The sequence below is a fragment of the Paracoccus sp. (in: a-proteobacteria) genome (assembly GCF_047973135.1).
Taxonomy (GTDB): domain Bacteria; phylum Pseudomonadota; class Alphaproteobacteria; order Rhodobacterales; family Rhodobacteraceae; genus Paracoccus.
Genome location: NZ_JBKEBL010000164.1, coordinates 21,550 through 36,339, shown reverse-complemented (window position 1 = coordinate 36,339; position 14,790 = coordinate 21,550). Strand labels below are relative to the sequence as shown.

The window sequence follows — 14,790 nt, the reverse complement described above, 5'->3', positions numbered from 1 at the left end:
GTGCTTGACGGCGGGGTCATTGTCGCGGCACCGTCTTGAGCCATGATCAAGATTCGACTGCCCTCTGCCATGCCTGCCTTTCGATCCGAGCCCAGACCATGACGTCCGGGATCTGCCTTTGCCCCGAAATCCTGCCTTCCGGTCCGGATGGCGTGCTGTTGCGTTTTGCGCTGCATCCCCTGCCGCAGGCGATGGCTGCGGCACAGGTGCTGACCGCCGATCTTGAGGCCAACCCGCCTGCCGGTACGGTCGAGATCGCACCGGCGCTGGTCTCGGTGCTGCTGCGCTTTGACCCGGCGGTAACGGCGCGGGCGGGGGTGGCTGCGGACCTGCTGGGCAGGGCCGGGCGGATCGCCTCTGACCGTCCCGCGCTGCCCGAGGCGTCGCGGCGCTGGACCGTCCCGGCGGCTTTTGGCGGCGACAATGGTCCGCAACTGGCCGAGGTTGCGGCGTTGATGAACCTGTCGCAGGACGCGGCGGCGCGGCAGGTCTGCGAGGCCGATCTGCGGGTTCTGGCTATCGGCTTTGCCCCCGGACAGCCCTATATCGGCCTTTTGCCCGAATCCTGGGAGCTGCCGCGCATGGCCGCGTTGAACCCTTCGGTCCCGGCGGGGGCAGTGGTGGTTGCGGTGCGTCAGATCGTGATGTTCGGCGGTGTTTCGGCGACCGGCTGGCGGCAGATCGCCCGTGTGGCCTTTCGCAGTTTCCGGCCCGGTCGGGCGGACCCGATGCCGCTGCGGGCGGGCGATGCGATCCGCTATGCCCCGGTCTCGCCCGCCGAGATCGCGGCGCTGGCCGATGCGCCGGACGGGTTGGGCGGCGCAAGGCTGGAGGTGCTGCGATGATCCGGCTAAGCGTGATCCGCGCCGATGGCATGCTGAGCGTGCAGGATATGGGTCGGCCAGGCCATCTGGCGCAGGGCCTGTCGCGGGGCGGTGCGATGGACCGGCTGGCCCTGATCGAGGCCGCTGCGCTGCTGGGTGCCGCAGTTCCCGTGGCCGGGATCGAGATGGCAGCGGCGGGGGGCGTGTTCGGCGTGTCGGCACCTACCCGCATCGCGCTGACCGGCGCGCCGCTGACCGCGACGCTGGACGATCAGCCGCTGCAATGGCATGCCGTGCATCTGATTCTGCCCGGCCAGAAATTGCGGATCGGAGGCGCGGTGTCCGGCGTTTATGCCTATCTTACGCCTGCGGGCGGGATTGCCACGCCGGAATGGCTGGGCAGTCGCGCCGCGCATCTGAGCATTGGCATCGGTGCGGCCCTCGCATCGGGCGATGACTTGCCCTGTGGCGACGACCCCGACCCCGACTGTCCGGCGCGCAGGATCGATGCGGCGGCGCGCTTTGGCGGTGGGAACGTGCGGGTGATGGACGGGCCGCAGACCGCGCTGTTCGACGCCGATACCCTGACGGCCTTTTTCGCGACCGAATTCACGCGCAGCCCGCGCGGCAACCGGCAGGGGGTGCAGCTTGACGCGGCAGGGCGGTTCACCAGCGCGCATGCGGCAGGTCTGGCCTCGGATGTTATCGGTCCGGGGGATCTGCAGATGACCGGCGACGGGGTGCCCTATGTGCTGATGGCGGAATGCCAGACCATCGGCGGCTACCCCCGGATCGGGCAGGTGATCCCCGCCGATTTGCCCGTCATCGCGCAGGCCGCACCCGGCCAGCGGTTGCGGTTTCAGAGGCTGAGCCAGGATCAGGCCGATGCCGTATTTCGCGACGATGCCGCCTTGATGCGGGATGCGGCGGCGCGCTGTCGCGATCTGCTGCGCGATCCATGGACGATGACCGATCTGTTGGCCTATCAGTTGATCGGAGGTGTCACCGCGGGCAACGAACTGGAGGAAGAATGCAAGTCGATCTGAATTCCGATATGGGCGAGGGTTTCGGTCCGTGGCAGATGGGCGATGACGCCGCGTTGCTGGACATCGTAAGCTCGGCCAATATCGCCTGCGGCTTTCACGCGGGCGACCCCGATGTGATGGCCCGCACGATGCGGAACGCGGCAGATAAGGGCGTCGGTATCGGCGCGCATCCGGGTTTTGCCGATCTGCGCGGCTTTGGCCGTCGCCGGATGAACCTGTCTGCCGATGAACTGGGCAATATGGTTGCCTATCAGCTTGGGGCCGCGCGGGGTATGGCCGCGCTGCTGGGAACACAGGTGCGGCATCTGAAACTGCACGGGGCGCTGTCCAACATTGCCACCGACACGCCCGAGGTCGCGCGCGCCTGCTATCAGGCCGCCTTGCGCGTCGATCCGGAACTTGTCATCGTCGTGCTGGCCGGAACCCGGATGGAGGCCGTCGCCCGTGAACTGGGCGCGCATTGCGCCGCCGAGATTTTTGCCGACCGTGCCTATAACGACGACGCCTCGCTGGTTGATCGCAGCCAGCCCGGCGCGGTGCTGCATGACCCCGCCGAAGCCGGGCAGCGCATGGTCGAGATGATCCGCGCGGGCGGCATCCTGACCGCCAGCGGCAAGTGTATCCCCTGCCAGATCGACACGATCTGCGTTCACGGCGATTCCGCCGAAGCTGTGGCGATGGCCGCCACGGTGCGCAGGTCGCTGTCGGATGCGGGGATCAGCGTCAGGCGGTTCTGATCAGGTGCCTTGAGGACCGGCCGTTCCCGAAGATCCGAGGCGCGGACCCGCATCTGCATGGTTCGGCAACGGTGTACTTTCGCCCCTTGGAGCATGTCGGACGCAATGTGCCTCATAGCCTGCGGCCTTGAAATAGTTGTAGCACTCTTCGTCCGGGAAGAGGTCGCAGACATGGCCGGTGGCGGACCAGAGTTGCTCACAGGTTCGCGCGGCGGCCTTGCGGATCAGCGCCTTGAGCTTGGAAAACGCCATTTCCATGGGGTTCAGGTTGGGGCTGTAGGGGGGGGGCCGGAACCCGGCGCCAACCGCGCGCAGGGCCGCCGCCGGTGTTATCCGGCAAACAGCGCGATCAGCGCCTCGATATCCGCGTCCGGCGTATCCCATGCCGTGACCAGCCGGATCGGCACCGGGTCCAGCCCTTCGGCGGATTTGTCGGGCCAGATGTGGCAGATGGCCCCGGCCTCGCGCGCGCGCCGGTACGCCTTGGCGGGGATCGTCGCGAAAACCGCGTTCGATTGCACCGGCACCAGCAGACCGCCCCCGGCAGCAAGCACGCCCTCGGCCAGACGCGCGGCCTTGGCATTGGCCTGCACCGCCAGTTCCAGCCACAGCCCATCCGTCGCCAGCGCCAGCATTTGCGCGGCCAGAAAACGCTGTTTGGAATAGACATGACCCGATTGCTTGCGCCGGTAATCAAAGCCCTTGGCCAGCGCGGGATCAAAGAATACCACCGCCTCGGCCGCCAGCGCGCCGTTCTTGGTGCCACCAAGACACAGCGCATCGACACCTGCGCGCCATGTCAGATCAGCGGCTGAACATCCCAACGAGGCCACGGCATTCGCGAAGCGCGCGCCGTCCATATGCAGGGGCAACCCCGCCTCATGCGCCAGATCGGCCAGCGCCGCCACCTGATCCGGCGTATAGACCGTACCCCATTCCGTCACATTGGTGATCGACACCATGCCGTTCAGGCCACCATTCAGACCCCCGCCCGCGCCATGCCGGATCGCCCCGGCCAGCGTATCGGGCGCGATCAGACCGGCCTCTCCCGGCAGGGGGACCAGCTTGGCGCCGCCTGCGAAAAACTCGGGCGCACCGCATTCGCTGGTCTCGATATGGGCATCCTGATGGCAATAGATACGGCCATATGGCGGGCAAAGCTGCGCGCAGACCAGCGCATTCGCCGCCGTGCCCGTCGCCACAAAGCGGACCACGGCATCGGGGGCCTCAAGCAGGTCGCGGATCGCGGCTTCGGCGCGCGCCGTCACCGGATCGGCACCATATCCCATCATCGCCCCGGAATTGCACCCTGTCAGCGCCGCCAGAACCGCTGGATGCGCGCCATAGGCATTATCCGAGGCGAAATTCACGACAGATCCCCGATGATGTGCTGTTCCCAGTCATCTTCGGTGGTTTCAAGCTCGCTGATGCTCCAGCCGCGAACGCTGACGCCGGCGCGATGCACCGATTCGGGATCGCCCGAGATCAGGTAATGCCATTTATACAGCGGTAATCCTTCGGCTCGCAGGCGATAGGCGCAGGTCGCGGGCAGCCACCAGGTGATTTCGCGCAGTTTCTGCGGCGTCAGAACCACGCATTCGGGGACATAGTCATGCCGGTTCGCATAAGAGGTGCAGCGGCATTCCTGACCATCCAGCAGCTTGCAGGCCACGCGGGTGAAGGCCAGTTCGCGATCCTCGTATTCGATCTTGTTCAGGCAGCACTTGCCGCAGCCGTCGCACAGCGCCTCCCATTCATCGGGGGCAAGCTCATCGACAGGCAGTTCCCAGAAACGTTCGCGCATTAGTCCCCCGACAGGATCGCACGAGCCTGACCGGCATCGGCGGCAATCTGAGCGATCAGCGCCTCCACGCGGTCAAAGCTCGCCTCGTCGCGCAGGAATTCGACCAGCGCGACTGACAGGTGCTGCCCATACAGATCCCCGTCGAAATCGAACAGATGCACCTCCAGGTTGGGCGCGTTCTTGCCGAACATTGGCCGTACGCCCAGACTGGCGACGCCGGCACAGGACAACCGGTCCGGTCCGGTCAGCACATCGACCAGCACCGCATAGACCCCCAGACGCGGCAGATGCAGCCCCCCGACCTGCATATTCGCCGTGGGCCAGCCGAAATCGCGGCCCCGCTTGTCGCCATGAACCACCTCGCCCTCGATCCGGTGCCAGTGGCCCAGCATCTTTTCGGCCTCGCGCGGCAGACCGTCGGTCAGCGCCTGCCGGATCGCGGTCGAGCTGTAATCCTGCCCATCGTGGCCCAGCAACGGCACGGCAGTGACGCCAAAGCCAAGCCTTGCGCCCAGTTCCGCCAGCGTCCGCACATTGCCCGCGCGCTTTTGCCCAAAGCAGAAATCCGCGCCGACGGTCACATGCGACACGCCCAGACCATCAACCAGAACTTCGCGGGCAAAAGCCTCGGGCGTCTGACCGGCCAGCACCGGGCCAAAGGGCAATTCGTAAAGCTGCTGCACCCCCAGACGCGCCAGACGGTTCGCCCGCGCCTCGGCGTTCATCAGCCGAAAGGCTGGCGCGTCCGGGGCGAAATGCTGGCGGGGATGGGGCTCAAACGTGATCACGCCCAAGGGCGCGTCCGCCGCGCGCGATGCCGCCTCGATCACGGCGCGATGGCCCAGATGCACGCCGTCGAAATTGCCCATGGCAACGGTCGCGCCCCGAGCGGTGGCTGGCAAGCCGGTCCAGTCGTGATGGATCTGCAACGCGCCCCCTTTTGGGGCAGCCCCGCCCCCTCAGTCGAACTTGCGGCTTGGTGCCAGCACGACAGCCTCGCCCTTCAGGACGACCGTATCGCCGACGAGACAGCGGGTTGCAAGCGCCACCCTGCGTTTGACGTGATCAATGCTGTCCACCGTGACCTCGGCCCGGACCATGTCGCCGGGGCGTACCGGAGCCATGAATTTCAGCGTCTGGCCCAGATAGACCGTGCCATGCCCCGGCAATTGTTCGCCGATTACCGCCGAGATCAGCCCGGCGGTCAGCATGCCATGGGCGATACGCCCCTCGAAGATGGTGTCCCGCGCATAGGAATCATCCAGATGCACCGGATTATGATCGGTCGATACCTGTGCGAACATCTGAATGTCCTGATCGGTGATCTGCTTGTGCAGGTATCGGGTCATACCGATTTCCAGATCTTCGATGACAATCGTACCGCGGGGAAGGTTATCCAACATCTTGCGTTCCATGGTCTTGCCGGCTTCCGGTCTGTAAAATGCTGCATAGCAGCAAAATCGGCGTCACGCAAGAAAATAACCCACACCTATCCTGATGGATAATATTGTTACGCAACGGAACGGCCCGTCCCTTGCTTCCCGGCCTGGTCGTCCGGGACACGGTCGCCGTGATACGCGTATCGGGCCCTCGGGAACTGTCAGCCCTGGCCTCAAGGCCTCCGGCAGCAGGGAACTTTCGCCACAGCAGGGTCGTTTGCAGCAAGTATGACAGGCGATACCGGCAGTGTGGATATGCGGACAAATCTGCTTTGGATCAATCCAATTGGGCGGAATGAGCGCATGGGTCGGCTGTTGCGCTACAGCATTGCGCAGAATCGCGCGACGATGTGTCGCGTTGCCTCCATGGGGCATGGTAATGTCACCCATGCGCCGTATCCTGACTACGCACCGCCCGGCGGATTGCGCGATTTCATCCATATGCGAGGGTATTCGACATGACCTTGGAACACACGCCTTTCCCTCATGAAGACCACGATCTTCTGATGTCGGTAAAGGAACTGAAAGAATATTTCGCGCAAATCGAAATGGAAAAGGCAAAAAGCGCCGTTGTCGCCGCCAGCAAGGCCGAGCAGGACCGGCAGGCGCTGATCAAACGGCTGCAATCCGATGACCCCATCCCCGAAAAGGCGATCGAGGGCTTTCTTCACCGCCTCAAATCCGCCGCCCTGAAGGGACAAGAGGAAATCATGGTCGCCCGCTTCCCGCACGAGCTTTGCACCGATCTGGGCCGTGCGATCAATCAGGCCGAGGATGGCTGGTGGAACACGCTGACCGGCCAGCCTCGCCACATCTATGACATCTGGCGCGAACACTTGCAGCCGCTTGGCTATCACCTGAAGGCGCAGATTGTCGAATGGCCCAACGGCCTGCCGGGCGATGTCGGGCTGTACATTACCTGGAAGCTGTCCTGATCGCAGGGGCCCGCAGCATCGCCGCCCGGCCGGACACGCGCTTAGCGCAGGGCTGCCTTCCGTGCCTTGCCCAGTTCTGCCCTTCCGTTCCTCCTCTCGCCGGATGTCCGCCGACCAAGCCACGGATCACCGCGAGGCCGGCGGGGGGTCCCGGGGGCGCAGCGCCCCCGGCCACCGCGGGACGCAAATCATCCGGCGGATACGTCAGGAATGACACCGCCGACAAGGCGCGGCGGCGGTGTTCTGGCGCGACCCCTATCCTTCGGCGTTTTCCGGCACCCGCCCGAACGCCAGATCGGCATAGCCATTCGCAGCCGTCGCGTCGCAATGCGCCTTGTACCGGTCGAAGCCGCCGACATACATGGTCAGCCCCTGCGGCTTGCCCCTGACGTTCGATCCGACCCACCAGGTTTTCGCCTTGCGCACCAGCGATGTGGCCGCCAGTTCACGCACATGCGCCATCCAGCGGCGCTCGGCCTGCGCGGTCGGTTCGACCGTATCGTAACCGCCTGCACGCATATGGGCGATCACATCGGCGATCCAGTCCACGTCATTTTCGCTGATGGTGATGATATTGGCCAGCGCCGCCGGGCCGTTCGCGCCACAGGTGGAAAAGAGGTTCGGAAAACCCTCTTGCATTATCCCCAGATAAGAGACCGGCCCCTCCTTCCACTTGTCCTGCAACCGCCTTCCGCCACGCCCGCGCAGGTCAAAGGCCAGCAATGCGCCCGTCAGCGCGTCATAGCCGGTGGCAAGGATCAAGATGTCCAGCCCGGTCTCGCCCGCCTCTGTCCGGACGCCGCTTTCGGTGATCTCGATGATCGGATCCTTTAGCAGATCGACCAGATGCACATTCGGCAGGTTGTAGGTCTCGTAATAATCGGTATCGAGACATACCCGACGGGCAAAGACAGGATAGCCGCGCGGCTTCAGCGCCTCGGCGGTCGCCGGGTCGTTCACCACCCCTGCGATCTTTCCGCGCAGAAACTCGGCAACCTGGTCATTGGCATCCTGATTCAGCAACAGGTCGGAAAAGCAGGCCAGGAAGGTATGGCCGCCATCCTGCCAGGCATGTTCCATCACGTCGTGGCGCTGCGAGGGGGGCAGGCTGAAAAATGGCCGGGTCGAGACCGGGCGCGTGCCACCGGTCGGGTTCATCCGCATCAACCGCCGCATTTCCGGATAATGCGCCTTCATCTCGGCGATGTAGTCCGCCCCCAGATCGTGGTTGCGCATCGGCAGGGTCCAGCTTGGGGTGCGCTGAAAGACGAACAGTTCGCCCGCCTGCCGGCCCACGGTCTGCACGATCTGGATCCCGGTCGAGCCGGTGCCGATCACCCCTACCCGTTTGCCGGTGAAATCCACCGGTTCATGGGGCCAGACCTGCGCGCGCAGAAGCAGACCCTGAAACCTGTCGATGCCGGGAATGTCGGGATCCTTGGGAATGGACAGCGGGCCGGTGGACATGATGCAAAAGGGCGCCTCGATCACCTGCCCCTTGTCCGTTGAGGCGCGCCACAGCCTTGCCGCGTCGTCCCAGATCGCGCTGGTGACACGGGTGCCGAACTGGTAATGCCTGCGCAGATCCAGACGGTCGGCGACGAAATTCGCATAGGCCAGAATTTCCGGCTGTGCGGCGAATTGTTCGGACCATGTCCATTCCTGCTGCACCTCTTGCGAGAAGCCATAGGAATAATCGACCGACATCAGATCGCAACGCGCACCGGGATAGCGGTTCCAGTACCAGACCCCGCCGACATCGTTGCCGCCCTCGATCGCGGCGACGTCAAAACCCGCCTCCCGGAACCTGTAGACGGCATACATGCCGCCGAACCCGGCACCAACGACGATCACATCGGCGCGTCGGATGCCTGCGGATTTGTGTTCCGTGCCCATCTTTCCAACCTCCTTCGTCCATGTTCCGGTAAACCGCCCGTCACGGGTCATCATCCCTGCCCCGCCCCGCCTCGCCGCCGATCCGATAGACCGGGTCGTCGGGAAAGCTGGTGCCAATAGGGGTGCGCGGGCCAAAGCGCGCTGGTTCATCGCCCTCGGGCGGGGACTGCGGTTCCACCCAGTCATAGACCACGGTTCGGTCCCTTACCCGCCATTCATCCCCGCGCCTTTCGAACAGGTCGCAATAGCGCCCGGCCAGCAGAACCTGTCGTTCCACCCCGTCCGGTCCGATGCCCCGCTGAAGGGCAAGGAAATAGGTTTCGACGGCGGCGCGGTCTCGGCCGCGAAATTCGATCAGGATATTGCCGACATTGTGGATATTGCGCGGCCCGCGCGCCCATGCCTTGCGCACCCATTCAAGGAATTGCGGGATACTGCCCCTGAATGCGCCATGATTGTCATGGGCATCCGGCCAATAGGCCGAGGCCAGCGCGGCCTCGTCGGCGCGGTCGATCCCCCGGCAATAGCGGTGGATGCAATCGCGTATCGCATCTTTGTCCAGAAGCTGCTGCAGCATCGCCTCATCCATAGCAGGGCTCGGGGATGCCGGTGACGCCAAGCCCGTCCACTGCGAACAGGTGGCCGCCAAGCGGGTGGTGCGAAATCGCCCGGCCCGTGCCGGAATCCCTGATCGAGGTCACATACAGCGTCGCCATGCCGGGGCCGCCAAAGGCGACGCAACTGGGCATGTCCACCGGTGCCTCCAGCAGCCGGTCCAGCCTGCCATCCGGGGCGAAACGCCCGATCTTGCCGGCACCGACCAGCGCAACCCACAGGAACCCGTCTGAATCGACAGTCGCGCCGTCAGGGCCGGAACCGAAGGGCCGGGTATCGACATGAAGGCGCGGCCTGCCGGGCGGTCGGGGTCCAGGGGAATAGCTGCAGGCCCGGATCGTGCAGTCCAGGCTGTCGGCGAAATACATCGTGCCGCCATCGGGGCTGAAACAGATTGCATTCGCGATACGGATGCCGGTCGCAAGTCGCGTGATCCCGCCATCGGCCGAGACGCGGATCAGCTCGCCCAGGGGCTCGGCATGGATGCCCATCGAACCGCAGACGAAGCGGCCTTGCCGGTCAACCTTGCCATCGTTAAAGCGCACCCGGTCATTTGCCGGATCGGGCCGACAGACCGGAACGACCCCGCCATCGGCCAGATCAACCCGGTAAATCCCGTCCTGCAGACCGGCAATCAACTGGCCCGGATCACGGCACAGCGCCACCGAGCCGATGACCGAGGGCAGTTCAAGCTGGCCAGTCTGTCCGCTGGCATGATCCAGAAACCGGACCAGCCGGGACACGCTATCGACCCAGTACAACCGCCCCTGCCGATGATCCCAGACCGGGCTTTCGCCCAGCATATCGGCACAGCGCGAGATGCGCGTGGTGGTCACGGCAGAGGTCATGGCCGCCGGGCCTTGGCGGGGCAGGGTGTGATCGTCATGTCATCCTCCGCTTGCCCCGGTGTCTTTCAGAGCAATGGCCCAAGACTGGCGCAGCGCAGTTTGCCCGGACAAGAAAATTCTGGTATGTGTACACTAAATTCACGTGGCTGAATTTTCAGGAAACACGAGAGGCCGGATGAGCGACAAGGTGAAATCCGCTGCGCGCGCCTTTGAAATCCTCGAAACGTTCCGCAGGGGCAGGCAGCCGCGTTCCATGACGGAACTGGCGCGGGCGCTGGATTATCCGCGATCCAGCATGACGGTCCTGCTGAAAACACTCGTCCGGCTTGGCTATCTCAACTATGACCGGCGCGGGCGGGTCTATTTCCCGACCACCAAGGTCACGGGACTGGGTGAATGGATTCCGCGCGCGCTGTTCGGATCGGGCCAGATCATCGACGCGATGAACGACCTGCATGCCGCGACCGGCGAGGGGGTGTTTCTGGGTGCCGGTAACGATGTCTATCTGCAATATATCCAGACCCGGCAATCCACCCACGCCCTGCGCTTTCATGTCGAGGAAGGCACGATCCGCCCGCTGACCCGTTCGGTCGCGGGCCATGTGCTGATGGCGGTTCTGCCCCGCGACAAGCTGGAAAACATGGTCCGCCGCGCCAATATCGCCACCCCGGATCCGGCTCGGCGGACCGGGGTGCAGGACATGATCGAGGCCACCGCCCGGATCCGGCAACAGGGCTATGGCTATGGCGAGGACATGCCGTTTCAGGGCGGCGCGACGCTGGCCATGATGCTGCCGGTGCTGGTGCAGGACCAGCCCATCGTTCTGGCACTTGGTGGTGTGACCGAACGCTTTCGCAGCCAGCACGACACCTATCTTGCGGCGCTGCGCAAGGCTGTACGCTCGGTCAGTCCCGGCGCGGACCGAACCGGTGCCTAGCGGATTGAACCCAACATTTGGAACCCTCGATTTCTTGCAGCGATGATAGAGCCTGACGACTTTCTTTTGATTATGTTGTCAGGCTAATTAGGCCCACCACATCCGCCACCTTGCCAGCCCCGGTTTTCGGCGTTCCCCGTTTTCGGTGTGCCGGGCCGACGGGTCTTTTCCCGCAGCAGACCATCGACGCCCTCGGCCAGAAAGCGCGCCTGCCATCGCAAGACACATTTCCTGGATTTGCCTGTCTGCGTGACGACGGCCATCGTACCATGACCCTGCGCACTGAGCAGGACAATACGGCAACGCCAGACATGTTTCTGCGGTGTCGCCGGATGCGCGATGCTTGCTTCAAGTCGGACACAATCTGGGGGAGAGCGATGATCCTGAACATACCCCAGTTTCCCATATCCGGAGTCATTTGTCTCATTCAATCCACTTTAGCTGACGGAAGCCAATTTGATCATCAAATTGGCGCAGCATCAGCGTAAAATCAAATGATTATAGCCTGACAATATAATCAGAAGAAAGTCGTCAGGCTATATGGTCACGGGTCAGCCTTCAATCCCGTTGGCATCAGTCGGGAACGATCCGGACTGCGCCTTTCGCTGCGCTGGTCGTCAGCGCCGCATAGGCGCGCAGTGCGGCCGAGACCTTGCGTTGCCGGGGTTTGGCGGGTTTCCAGCCCTCATTGTCGCGGATCGCGCGGCGGCGGTCCAGTTCGGTCTGATCCACCTGCAACTCGATCACCCGGTTCGGGATGTCTATATGGATCGTGTCACCCTGCTGCACCAGACCAATCGTACCGCCCTCGGCCGCCTCGGGCGAGACATGGCCGATGGACAGCCCCGACGATCCGCCTGAAAAGCGGCCATCCGTGACCAGCGCGCAGGCCTTGCCCAGTCCCTTGGATTTCAGATAGCTGGTCGGATACAGCATTTCCTGCATCCCCGGCCCGCCGCGCGGTCCCTCGTACCGGATCAGCACGACCTCGCCCTCTTTGACCTTGCCGGTCAGGATGCCGCTGACCGCGTCGTCCTGACTTTCGAAGATATGGGCGGCGCCTGTGAAGGTGAGGATGGATTCGTCAACCCCGGCGGTTTTGACGATGCAACCATCCTCGGCCAGATTGCCATAGAGGACCGCCAGCCCGCCATCGGTGGAAAAGGCATGCGCGGCCTCGCGGATGACGCCTTTGCGGCGATCCAGATCGACCTCGTCATAGCGGCGATCCTGCGAAAAGGCGGTCTGGGTGGGCACGCCGCCGGGGGCCGCGCGGAAAAAGTCGTGCACGGACGAGGAATTGGTGCGCGCCACATCCCAGCGATTCAGCGCCTCGGCCAGCGACCCGGCATGAACGCTGCCGACCGAGGTATCCAGAAGCCCCGCCCGGTCCAGTTCGCCCAGAATCGCCATGATGCCGCCGGCGCGGTGAACATCCTCCATATGCACATCCGACTTGGCCGGCGCGACCTTGCACAGCACCGGCACCTTGCGCGACAGCCGGTCGATGTCGGACATGGTGAAATCGACCTCGGCCTCATGTGCGGCGGCCAGCAGGTGCAGCACGGTATTGGTCGATCCGCCCATTGCGATGTCCAGCGTCATGGCATTCTCGAACGCGGCAAAGCTGGCCACGCTGCGCGGCAGAACGGCGCTGTCATTGCCCTCGTAATAGCGGCGGGCCAGATCGACGATCAGGTGCCCCGCCTCGACGAACAGTCGTTTGCGGTCGGCATGGGTGGCCAGGGTCGAGCCATTGCCCGGCAGCGACAGGCCAAGCGCCTCGGTCAGGCAGTTCATGGAATTGGCGGTGAACATGCCCGAGCACGACCCGCAGGTCGGGCAGGCAGATTGTTCGATCGCCTGCACATCGGCATCCGACACGTTCTCATCCGCAGCGGCGACCATGGCGTCGATCAGATCCAGCGCCTTGACCTTGCCGTCCTGCAACACGACCTTGCCTGCCTCCATCGGCCCGCCCGAGACAAAGACCGTCGGGATGTTCAGCCGCAGCGAGGCCATCAGCATGCCTGGCGTGATCTTGTCGCAATTGCTGATGCAAACCATCGCGTCGGCACAATGGGCGTTGACCATGTATTCGACAGAATCGGCAATCACCTCGCGCGAGGGCAGGGAATACAGCATCCCGTCATGGCCCATGGCGATGCCGTCATCCACGGCGATGGTGTTGAATTCCTTGGCGATTCCGCCTGCCGCCTCGACCTCGGCGGCGACAAGCTGGCCCAGATCCTTCAGATGGACATGTCCGGGCACGAATTGGGTAAAGCTGTTGACGATGGCGATGAGCGGCTTGCCGAAATCGCTGTCCTTTACGCCCGTCGCCCGCCACAGGCCGCGCGCGCCGGCCATGTTGCGACCGTGGGTAGTGGTCCGGGAACGATAGGCGGGCATGAAATCTCTCCTCTTGGATACGGGCGTTTCCCTAGCATTTCTTGCGGTGGATGGGAAAGACCCAAGCTGCCGGGGGCAGGGGTTCAGCGCAAGCCCAACCCCGCGCGCATCATCAGCCGACGGACCGGCGCGATGCCGTAAAGCCCGCCCAATGCCGCTGCCCGCAGATCGCGCAAGGGCCGGGCGCTGGCCTGACTGGCACGGTTCAGCGCGTCTATGCCCAGCAGCCGGGTATAAGCTTCGGGTCGCCGTTCCTGTTCATAGCGGGCAAGGCCGTCGCGATGGCCGGGATCGTGTCGCGACAGTTCGATCAGCGCGGACAGGTCGGCAAGGCTCATGTTCAGGCCCTGCGCGCCAATGGGTGGCACGACATGGGCGGCCTCGGCGATCAGGGCGGTGCGGGGCGCGGTAAAACGGTCGGCAATCTGGCTGATGATCGGCCAGGTGGTCAGTTGCGTGGCGCGGGTCAGATGCCCCAGCACTCCGGCTGAACGGCTGTTCAGAGCGGCTGCGAAGGCGTCGGCGGGCAGGGCGGTCAGCCGGGCGATTTCGGGGCCGCTTTCCATCCACACCACGGCGGAAGATGGCTGGCCGTCGCGGTCGGGCAGCGGCACCAGTGTGAACGGCCCGCCCGAGCGGTGCACCTCGGTCGAGACATTCTGATGCGGGATTTCGTGCGTGACGGCAAAGGCCAGCGCCTTCTGGCCATAGCGAAAGGTCCGGACCCCGATCCCCGAAGCCTGTCGCACCGCCGAGTTGCGTCCATCCGCCCCGATCAGCAGCCGGGCGCGGATGCGCCTGCCATCGGACAGCGTGACCAGGGCGGCCTCGTCCCCCGTGATCACGTCGACGGTTGCAGTACCGGGCTGAAAGCGGACATTCGGCAGTTCCTCAAGCCGCGCGGCGATTTCTCGGCGCAGCAGCCAGTTGGGCAGGTTCCAGCCAAAGGGTTGGTCGCCGATCTCGGATGCGTCGAAATCGCGGGTCAGCCGGGCGCGGGGCGTTGCCCCGCCCGCATCGACGATCCGCATGATTTGCAGGGGCGTGGCAAAGGGCGACAGCCGATCCCACAGCCGGATCCGCTGAAGCAATGCGACCGAGGGCATCAGAAAGGCGGTGCTGCGCAGATCCGCACCGGCGGCGGTTTCGCTGGTCACGGGCGGCGCGGGATCGATGCAAAGCGTCGCATGTCCTTCGGCCCCAAAGGCCGCCGCTGCAATCAGGCCGGCAATGCCACCACCCGAAATCAGAATATCGACATTCTCGGCGTTCGCACCCATGATCAGCCTCCGGCTTG

15 protein-coding genes and 1 pseudogene are annotated in these 14,790 nt (G+C 64.3%); 5 read left to right on the top strand and 11 right to left on the bottom strand.

The window, feature by feature from the left end; genetic code table 11:
• Nucleotides 1–98: 98 nt before the first annotated feature.
• From ACK5L9_RS12725 to ACK5L9_RS12715, 3 genes are read left to right on the top strand one after another with little or no spacing between them, the layout of a single operon-like run.
• Entirely contained in the window at nucleotides 99–845 is a 747-nt protein-coding gene (locus ACK5L9_RS12725; protein WP_416911837.1) for a 5-oxoprolinase subunit B family protein, read from the top strand.
• Nucleotides 842–1,870 carry a biotin-dependent carboxyltransferase family protein gene (locus ACK5L9_RS12720; protein ID WP_416911836.1) on the top strand — a complete coding sequence of 343 codons (1,029 nt, stop codon included), beginning with the start codon at nucleotides 842–844 and terminating at the stop codon, nucleotides 1,868–1,870. Before ACK5L9_RS12725 ends, ACK5L9_RS12720 begins: the two co-directional genes overlap by 4 nt.
• Nucleotides 1,855–2,607 carry a LamB/YcsF family protein gene (locus ACK5L9_RS12715; RefSeq protein ID WP_416911835.1) on the top strand — a complete coding sequence of 251 codons (753 nt, stop codon included), beginning with the start codon at nucleotides 1,855–1,857 and terminating at the stop codon, nucleotides 2,605–2,607. Before ACK5L9_RS12720 ends, ACK5L9_RS12715 begins: the two co-directional genes overlap by 16 nt.
• 108 nt (nucleotides 2,608–2,715) lie before the next feature.
• Here ACK5L9_RS12715 and ACK5L9_RS12710 read toward each other — a convergent pair.
• The 5 genes and pseudogenes from ACK5L9_RS12710 to ACK5L9_RS12690 all read right to left on the bottom strand — a co-directional run.
• Nucleotides 2,716–2,892: pseudogene (locus ACK5L9_RS12710) on the bottom strand (IS630 family transposase); the annotation flags it as partial.
• Nucleotides 2,893–2,936: 44 nt separating this feature from the next.
• Nucleotides 2,937–3,977: a threonine aldolase family protein gene (locus tag ACK5L9_RS12705; protein ID WP_416911834.1), complete on the bottom strand. Its 1,041-nt coding sequence runs from the start codon at nucleotides 3,975–3,977 to the stop codon at nucleotides 2,937–2,939.
• A complete protein-coding gene (locus ACK5L9_RS12700; RefSeq protein WP_416911833.1) occupies nucleotides 3,974–4,411 on the bottom strand; it encodes a YcgN family cysteine cluster protein in 438 nt (145 codons plus the stop codon). Before ACK5L9_RS12700 ends, ACK5L9_RS12705 begins: the two co-directional genes overlap by 4 nt.
• A complete protein-coding gene (locus tag ACK5L9_RS12695; RefSeq protein WP_416911832.1) occupies nucleotides 4,411–5,340 on the bottom strand; it encodes a bifunctional riboflavin kinase/FAD synthetase in 930 nt (309 codons plus the stop codon). The genes ACK5L9_RS12700 and ACK5L9_RS12695 overlap by 1 nt, the downstream gene beginning before the upstream one ends.
• A gap of 30 nt (nucleotides 5,341–5,370) precedes the next feature.
• Nucleotides 5,371–5,814 carry a MaoC family dehydratase gene (locus ACK5L9_RS12690; protein WP_416911831.1) on the bottom strand — a complete coding sequence of 148 codons (444 nt, stop codon included), beginning with the start codon at nucleotides 5,812–5,814 and terminating at the stop codon, nucleotides 5,371–5,373.
• Between the two features lie 494 nt (nucleotides 5,815–6,308).
• On the opposite strand from ACK5L9_RS12690, the gene ACK5L9_RS12685 reads away from it, so the two are divergent.
• A complete protein-coding gene (locus tag ACK5L9_RS12685) occupies nucleotides 6,309–6,785 on the top strand; it encodes a hypothetical protein (protein ID WP_416911830.1) in 477 nt (158 codons plus the stop codon).
• 255 nt (nucleotides 6,786–7,040) lie between these two features.
• Here ACK5L9_RS12685 and ACK5L9_RS12680 read toward each other — a convergent pair whose 3' ends face one another.
• Genes ACK5L9_RS12680 through ACK5L9_RS12670 form a run of 3 tightly spaced genes read right to left on the bottom strand, consistent with a single transcriptional unit; the run spans nucleotide 7,041 to nucleotide 10,144 of the window.
• The gene (locus ACK5L9_RS12680) at nucleotides 7,041–8,681 is read right to left on the bottom strand and encodes a flavin-containing monooxygenase (RefSeq protein WP_416911829.1); all 1,641 of its coding nucleotides are present in this window, start codon (nucleotides 8,679–8,681) and stop codon (nucleotides 7,041–7,043) included.
• 40 nt (nucleotides 8,682–8,721) lie between these two features.
• Entirely contained in the window at nucleotides 8,722–9,258 is a 537-nt protein-coding gene (locus ACK5L9_RS12675; RefSeq protein ID WP_416911828.1) for a nuclear transport factor 2 family protein, read from the bottom strand.
• A 4-nt stretch (nucleotides 9,259–9,262) separates the two neighbouring features.
• Complete coding sequence (locus ACK5L9_RS12670) at nucleotides 9,263–10,144, bottom strand: SMP-30/gluconolactonase/LRE family protein (RefSeq protein WP_416911827.1); 882 nt, start codon at nucleotides 10,142–10,144, stop codon at nucleotides 9,263–9,265.
• 175 nt (nucleotides 10,145–10,319) lie between these two features.
• Between ACK5L9_RS12670 and ACK5L9_RS12665 the strand changes: the two genes are divergently transcribed.
• Nucleotides 10,320–11,081 (top strand): IclR family transcriptional regulator, encoded by a 762-nt coding sequence (locus tag ACK5L9_RS12665; RefSeq protein WP_416911826.1) that lies wholly within the window; start codon nucleotides 10,320–10,322, stop codon nucleotides 11,079–11,081.
• An 83-nt stretch (nucleotides 11,082–11,164) separates the two neighbouring features.
• Here ACK5L9_RS12665 and ACK5L9_RS12660 read toward each other — a convergent pair whose 3' ends face one another.
• The 3 genes from ACK5L9_RS12660 to ACK5L9_RS12650 all read right to left on the bottom strand — a co-directional run bounded on the left by ACK5L9_RS12660 (nucleotide 11,165) and on the right by ACK5L9_RS12650 (nucleotide 14,773).
• Nucleotides 11,165–11,512, bottom strand: coding sequence for a helix-turn-helix domain-containing protein (locus tag ACK5L9_RS12660; protein WP_416911825.1), 348 nt, complete (start codon nucleotides 11,510–11,512; stop codon nucleotides 11,165–11,167).
• Between the two features lie 142 nt (nucleotides 11,513–11,654).
• Nucleotides 11,655–13,493: a dihydroxy-acid dehydratase gene (ilvD, locus tag ACK5L9_RS12655; RefSeq protein ID WP_416911824.1), complete on the bottom strand. Its 1,839-nt coding sequence runs from the start codon at nucleotides 13,491–13,493 to the stop codon at nucleotides 11,655–11,657.
• An 83-nt stretch (nucleotides 13,494–13,576) separates the two neighbouring features.
• Entirely contained in the window at nucleotides 13,577–14,773 is a 1,197-nt protein-coding gene (locus ACK5L9_RS12650; protein ID WP_416911823.1) for a UbiH/UbiF family hydroxylase, read from the bottom strand.
• Nucleotides 14,774–14,790: the final 17 nt, after the last annotated feature.